The sequence below is a fragment of the Bacillus sp. B2-WWTP-C-10-Post-4 genome, assembly GCF_009183805.1.
GTDB classification, from domain to species: Bacteria; Bacillota; Bacilli; order Bacillales; family Bacillaceae_G; genus Bacillus_A; species Bacillus_A cereus.
In genome coordinates, this window is record NZ_WEII01000055.1 from 1 (window position 1) to 6,293 (window position 6,293).

The window sequence follows — 6,293 nt, forward strand, 5'->3', positions numbered from 1 at the left end:
CTTGATATCCTTATGGCTAAAGCTATCTATAAAATGACAATATAACTAAATAATTGTTTGGTATGATTTGTGGATTTAGTTTTTTATCCGAATTTTCTGATTCAAATATTTCAACTTTATGAATATAGTAGGTGAAATATTTGTGTGATAGTATTTGAGATAGAAAAAAGCCAACTTTAAAAAGGATGTGAATTGAATGTGCAAACGACTGTAAAGGGTTATATTAAGGAAACGTTTAGCTGTTATTAGTGTAAGGTAAAGATATATTTTGTAACAGTTGATATAAAAATGAAGAAATAGGTACGCTTTCGTTTGTCTGACTATTTTAAATATATGAAAAACAAGAGTGGTTTGAGTTTTGACGAAGTTAAATTCTAGGTGAAATGTCAATAATGATTAATTAAGTTTAATAAAGAGGTACCTTATACGCAAAAGCGTTTATATTAGTAACCTAAGGAGCTTGCTTTTATGAAAACTACTGATTCAAAAGGCCTATTAGGAAATAGGGTTTATTTACAAGTTTTCTCTGCCTATTCATTGCTTATGCTTGGTGTTTTTATTGATATGTTAGCGATTATGACTATAGTTGGGTTTGAATGGGAAGTAGATCCTACTATGATTGGATTGATTCCTGTTGCATATGCACTTCCTGGAATTATTTTTGGCTCATGGGCAGGTGTTATTGCAGATCGTTTTAGAAAAATTCCAATTATGATGTTCTGTAATCTAATGGTTGGTTTAATAACAATTGCTCTTTTATTTGTACAAGATATCCACTGGCTCTTAGTGGCATTAATGATTCGTTCCATTTTTATTGTTTTCTATTATCCTGCACAGCAAACACTAACAAGACAGATTGTATCCCCGGACTTGCTTACTAAAGCAGTAAGTATCAACGGAATAGTAGAGCAGGGTACAAAGATAGTAGGTCCACTTATAGGGGGCATGTTGCTGAGTTGGTTTCAACCAGAGTTCTGCCTCATTATAAGAGCTATAAGTTGTTTATTAGCTACCTTAGTTCTCATACCCACAATAAAATTTAAAGAAACTATATCGAAAGAATTTGTTGAAAAGCAAAAACAAAGTACTTGGACCGCTTGGGTACAAGGGTGGGGTTATGTGTTATCTAATCGGATAATATTATCAACCATGATTTTCGTTACAATAGCTATGGCAGTATTACAATTAGTAGACTCACAATTCCCAACTTTATTTAAGAGCTTATTCCCACATGATAAAAGTAAAATGGGATATATCATTTCTATTATTGGTCTTGGCGGAATACTTGGTGCATTACTAACTCAGAAATTAAAACAATTTCAATATGGCTGGGTAGTATGTGGAGGTATGGTTTTAATGGGAATTGGTTTTGGGGGGATTGGTTTGATAACGCCCGGTACGGTCTTCGTTTTAGCCTATTTAATTAGTTTTATCGCTGGTATTGGAAGTGGGCTGATGCTTGTATCTAATCAAGTCATATTACAAATAGAATCCGATCAAGATCAAGTAGGAAGAGTATTTGGTATACAAAGCAGTTTAACAAACGCAGTTTTAATTATTTCCCCTGCTATGAGTGGCCCATTAGTGCATTTATTTGGAGTAACTCAACTCTATGTTTATGGAGGGATTGGGCTTGTTATTATTGGAGTAATTGGAGTTTCACTGCAGAAATATTTATGGGCTAAACATAAACACGAACCTATAAGAGCAAATAATTTTTGAAGGGAAGATTTTTATGACCAATGAGGAATGTTATCCATTAAGCCACCCGCAGCGAAGAATATGGTATACAGAAGTTGTTCATTCTGATAAAGGAATATGTAATTTAAGATTTTTATTTAAACTTCATCGAAAAATGAACTATTCAAATTTAAACCAAGTTGTGAATCGCGTTATCAGTGAAAATGACGGTCTGTGCATTAGGTTAAAAGAAAATGGGCATCAAGAACCGAAACAATATTTTACTAAACATGAAGAACAAGAATTTGAGTTTTTTGATTTCAGTAATGTGGAGAATACAAATTTGCTTGAGGAATGGATTGAGCAGAAAACAAAAGAAACGTTTACATTATTTAATTCAAATTTATACTATTTCGCTTTAATAAAATTAAACGATAATGAATGTGCAGTCTTTGGAAATGTTCATCATATTATTATGGATGGTTTATCAATTCAAATATTTACTGAGCAGATTGCAAAATATTATTATGACATGCATAACGAGAATGAGGAAGGCGAAATTAAAAATTCATATGTTCAATTTCTGACCAATGAACAAACATACTTGAATAGTAGTCGCTTTCAAAAAGATCAAAAATTTTGGCTAGAGGAATTTAAAACACTGCCATCTGTGACTGGATTGAAGCCTTATAATACGTACCAAGTTAGTACCAAAGCATCACGTGAGACGTTTATATTAACGGAGCATTTGAAGAGAAAGATAGAAAAATTTTCTGAAGATTACAAATTTAGTTTATACACCCTTTTTGTTGCTGCTTTCTCGTTGTCCATGTATCGGTGGACCTCATCGCTTGATATTGGTTTAGGAATGGCTTACGGCAACCGTATGACTAAAATGGAACGAAAATTGATTGGAATGATGGTGAGTACAGTTCCTTTAAGAATGGATATTGATCCAGAAGAAGAAGTACTTTCATTTATTAGTAGGGTGTCCAGAAAACAAAGTAAATCATTAAGACACCAGAAATATCCATTTGATTTGTTATTAAAGCAGATTAATAAAGAGAATAACAGTAATGTGAGACTTTTCGGAACTACGATTGATTATAGGGATCGTGATGAAAGTGGTGACTCACTATGGATTCCAAACCGTGAAGAAGTACAAGATTTTGCAGTGCATATTGAAAATCTAATTGATATAGACTCTTTACATGTACATATTGATTATCGTGAGGAGCTATTTTCTAAGGAAGAGATAGAACGATTCTTTAACGTTATGCTAGTGATACTGGAAAATATTTTTGAAAACCCAAAGCAGAAGGTGGCTGAAATAGAAATCATTTCTGAGGAGGATAAAAGAAAAAGTTTAGTTGAGTTCAACAATCCTAAACTGGATGTCCCGCCTCAAGTAACTATTCATGAAATGTTCGAACGGCAAGCGATGATTTATCCAAATGCTATTGCAGTTACGTATGAAAAAGAAAAAATTACTTATAAGGAACTTAATGAACGTGCAAACCAGTTAGCTCATTATCTGCAGAAAAAAGGAGTAGGACCTGATACTTTAGTTGGACTGTGCGTTGAACGTTCCCACGAGATGATTGTAGGTATTTTAGGGATTTTGAAGGCTGGTGGGGCTTATGTCCCACTTGATCCAACATATCCAGAGCAACGACTTCAATATATTTTAGAAGATGCTAGCATTCAGTTATTCGTAACGCAAGAAAGTTTAAAAGAATTGAACTGGTTACCAGAAAATGTTGAGTCGATTTGCCTGGATCGTGATCAAGATGAGATTGGGAAAGAAAGTAAGACTTTGCCGGTTTCTGGTGTCGGTCCCCAAAATCTGGCATATGTAATCTATACTTCGGGATCAACGGGAAATCCAAAGGGCGTTATGATAGAGCATCACAATGTCATTCGGTTATTTAAATCGACGGATTGTTGGTATCAGTTTAATGAAAAAGATACTTGGACGCTTTTTCATTCGTATGCATTTGATTTCTCAGTATGGGAAATTTGGGGAGCATTATTATATGGTGGAAAATTAGTTGTTGTTCCGTACTGGATTAGTCGATCACCTAAGGATTTTTATCAATTATTGGTGGAGGAAGAAGTCACAGTTCTAAATCAGACACCTTCCGCATTTCGACAATTAATACAAGTGTGTGAACAAGAAGATGAGAATAAAAATTTGCAGCTGCGTTATGTCATATTTGGCGGAGAAGCGTTAGAACCTACTAGCTTGTTACCGTGGTTTCAAAGGTATGGGGAGAAAAACCCACAGTTAATTAATATGTATGGAATTACAGAAACTACAGTTCATGTTACATATTATCCAATTACTTTAGATGATGTGCAGCAGGCTTTAAGAAGTAATATTGGAAAGCGGATTCCCGATTTAGAAGTGTATATACTAGACGCTTATCAACAACCTGTTCCTATAGGTGTTGATGGTGAACTTTATATTGGCGGGGCAGGGCTTGCACGTGGGTATTTAAATAGACCTGAATTAACAGCAGAGCGTTTTATATCTCATCCATTTAGTAGTGATCTGAAAGCAAGATTATACCGGACAGGAGACTTAGCGAGGTATTTGCCAGATGGGAATCTAGATTATCGTGGAAGAATTGATCATCAGGTTAAAATACGTGGTTTCCGAATTGAGATTGGGGAAATTGAGTCTACTTTACATACATATGCATATGTAAAAGAGGTAGTTGTAATTGTAAGAGAAGATCAGCCAGGCGATAAACGATTAGTAGCATATGTTGTAGGAGATGGAAATGTAGATGCGTGGAGAGAGTATCTTAAAGCGAAACTACCAAGTTATATGGTTCCTTCGGGATTTGTGGCGATGGAAGCTATTCCACTTACAGCTAACGGTAAAGTTGATCGTGAGGCCTTACCTATGCCGGAGGAAACGCAGATTAATAGTGAATGTGTTGGCCCTCGGAATAGTAACGAGCAGATACTAACTACCATTTGGAAGAGAGTATTAGGTGTTAAAAAGGTGGGAATCTATGATAATTTCTTTGAAATTGGTGGCGACTCGATTCTCAGTATTCAAATCATATCTCAAGCAAGTCAAGTGGGGTTAAAACTTACTCCAAAGCAAATGTTTGAATGCCCAACTATCGCTGAGCTGGCACAAGTGGCTATAGAAACGCAGGGAGTACAAGCGGAGCAGGGAATTGTGATAGGTGATGTGCCTCTTACTCCAATTCAGCGCTGGTTCTTCGAGCAAGAACATCCACATACAGAGCATTGGAATCAATCAATGCTTTTAAGAGTAAAAGAAAGATTGGATGTGAAATTACTAGAGGGAGCGATATTAAATTTACTGAAACATCATGATGCTTTACGTTTCCGGTACGAACAGTTACCAAACGGAACGTGGAGGCAGAGAAATGAAGGGGCTGATGAGCTGTCAGTACTCCATGTTGTAAAACGGAATCAAGTTAATGAAAAAGAGTGGAATAAAATAATACAAGAAGAGATGAATATTCATCAAGCTAGTTTCAATTTAATTACTGGTCCGTTAATGAAAGTAGTGTACTTTGAAGATAACTTGACTGAAAATGATCGAATATTCTGGGTGATACATCATTTAGTAGTAGATGGAGTGTCATGGAGGATTCTATTGGAAGATTTACAGGTGGTATATAACCAGATGAAACAAGGTCAAGAAATTCGCTTACCTGCGAAAAGTACATCTTTTAAAGAATGGTCTGAACGACTTCAGACATACAGTGATTCGGGTATTTCAAAAGAAGTAAAGGATTATTGGAATGAACAAGTAGAAAAAGAAACGATGAAAATTCCAATGGACTATCCAATACAAGAAACGACAGAAGAATCGATTGATCAAGTGACGGGGACTTTAGGAATAGAAGAAACACAAGCATTGTTTCACGAAGTTCTAGTCACTCATAAGACAAGGATTGATGAGGTACTATTAACGGCATTAGGACAAGCTATCGTCGATTGTACAAATCAGCAAACCGTTTCTATTCATCTAGAAGGACACGGGAGAGAAGAGATGATTGAAGGTATTGATTTATCAAGGACAGTGGGCTGGTTCACGAGTATTTATCCCGTTCATCTCAATTTTCAAGGAACTCAGACACCTATTGAAGGGTTAAAGGCAGTCAAAGAGCAATTGCGTCGAATCCCAAATCGCGGAGTTGACTATGGTATTTTACGTTACTTGAATAAAGGATTACTTCCGTTTTATCAGCAAAAGCCTTCAATAAGCTTTAACTATTTGGGCCAATTTGATCAGGTGTTTTCAAGGGACTCTTTGTTTATGCAAGAGACAGGATTTACATTTTTAGATCATGCTCCAGATTCCAAACCATCTCATCTAATTGATGTTATCGGAATGGTGAAAGATGAAAAGTTACATTTTATTTGGATGTATAGTAGGGAACAGTTTTCTAAATTAAAAATTCAAGTGATAGCAGATGGTATGTTGAGGCATCTTCGTCAACTTATAAATAAACCAACAACAGAGTCTGCTTTTACGATATCAGATTTTGCTGATGCAGAGGATCTTACGGAAGAAAGCTTGAGCAAAGTATTACTTAAATTAACAAAGAAGAGGGTGTAAA

General features: G+C 35.5%; 2 protein-coding genes. Both read left to right on the forward strand.

The window, feature by feature from the left end; translation table 11 throughout:
• Positions 1–468 precede the first annotated feature (468 nt).
• The gene (locus GBN78_RS19520; RefSeq protein ID WP_000858613.1) at positions 469–1,722 is read left to right on the forward strand and encodes an MFS transporter; all 1,254 of its coding nucleotides are present in this window, start codon (positions 469–471) and stop codon (positions 1,720–1,722) included.
• 13 nt (positions 1,723–1,735) lie between these two features.
• A complete protein-coding gene (locus GBN78_RS19525) occupies positions 1,736–6,292 on the forward strand; it encodes a non-ribosomal peptide synthetase (RefSeq protein ID WP_152127626.1) in 4,557 nt (1,518 codons plus the stop codon).
• Position 6,293: the final 1 nt, after the last annotated feature.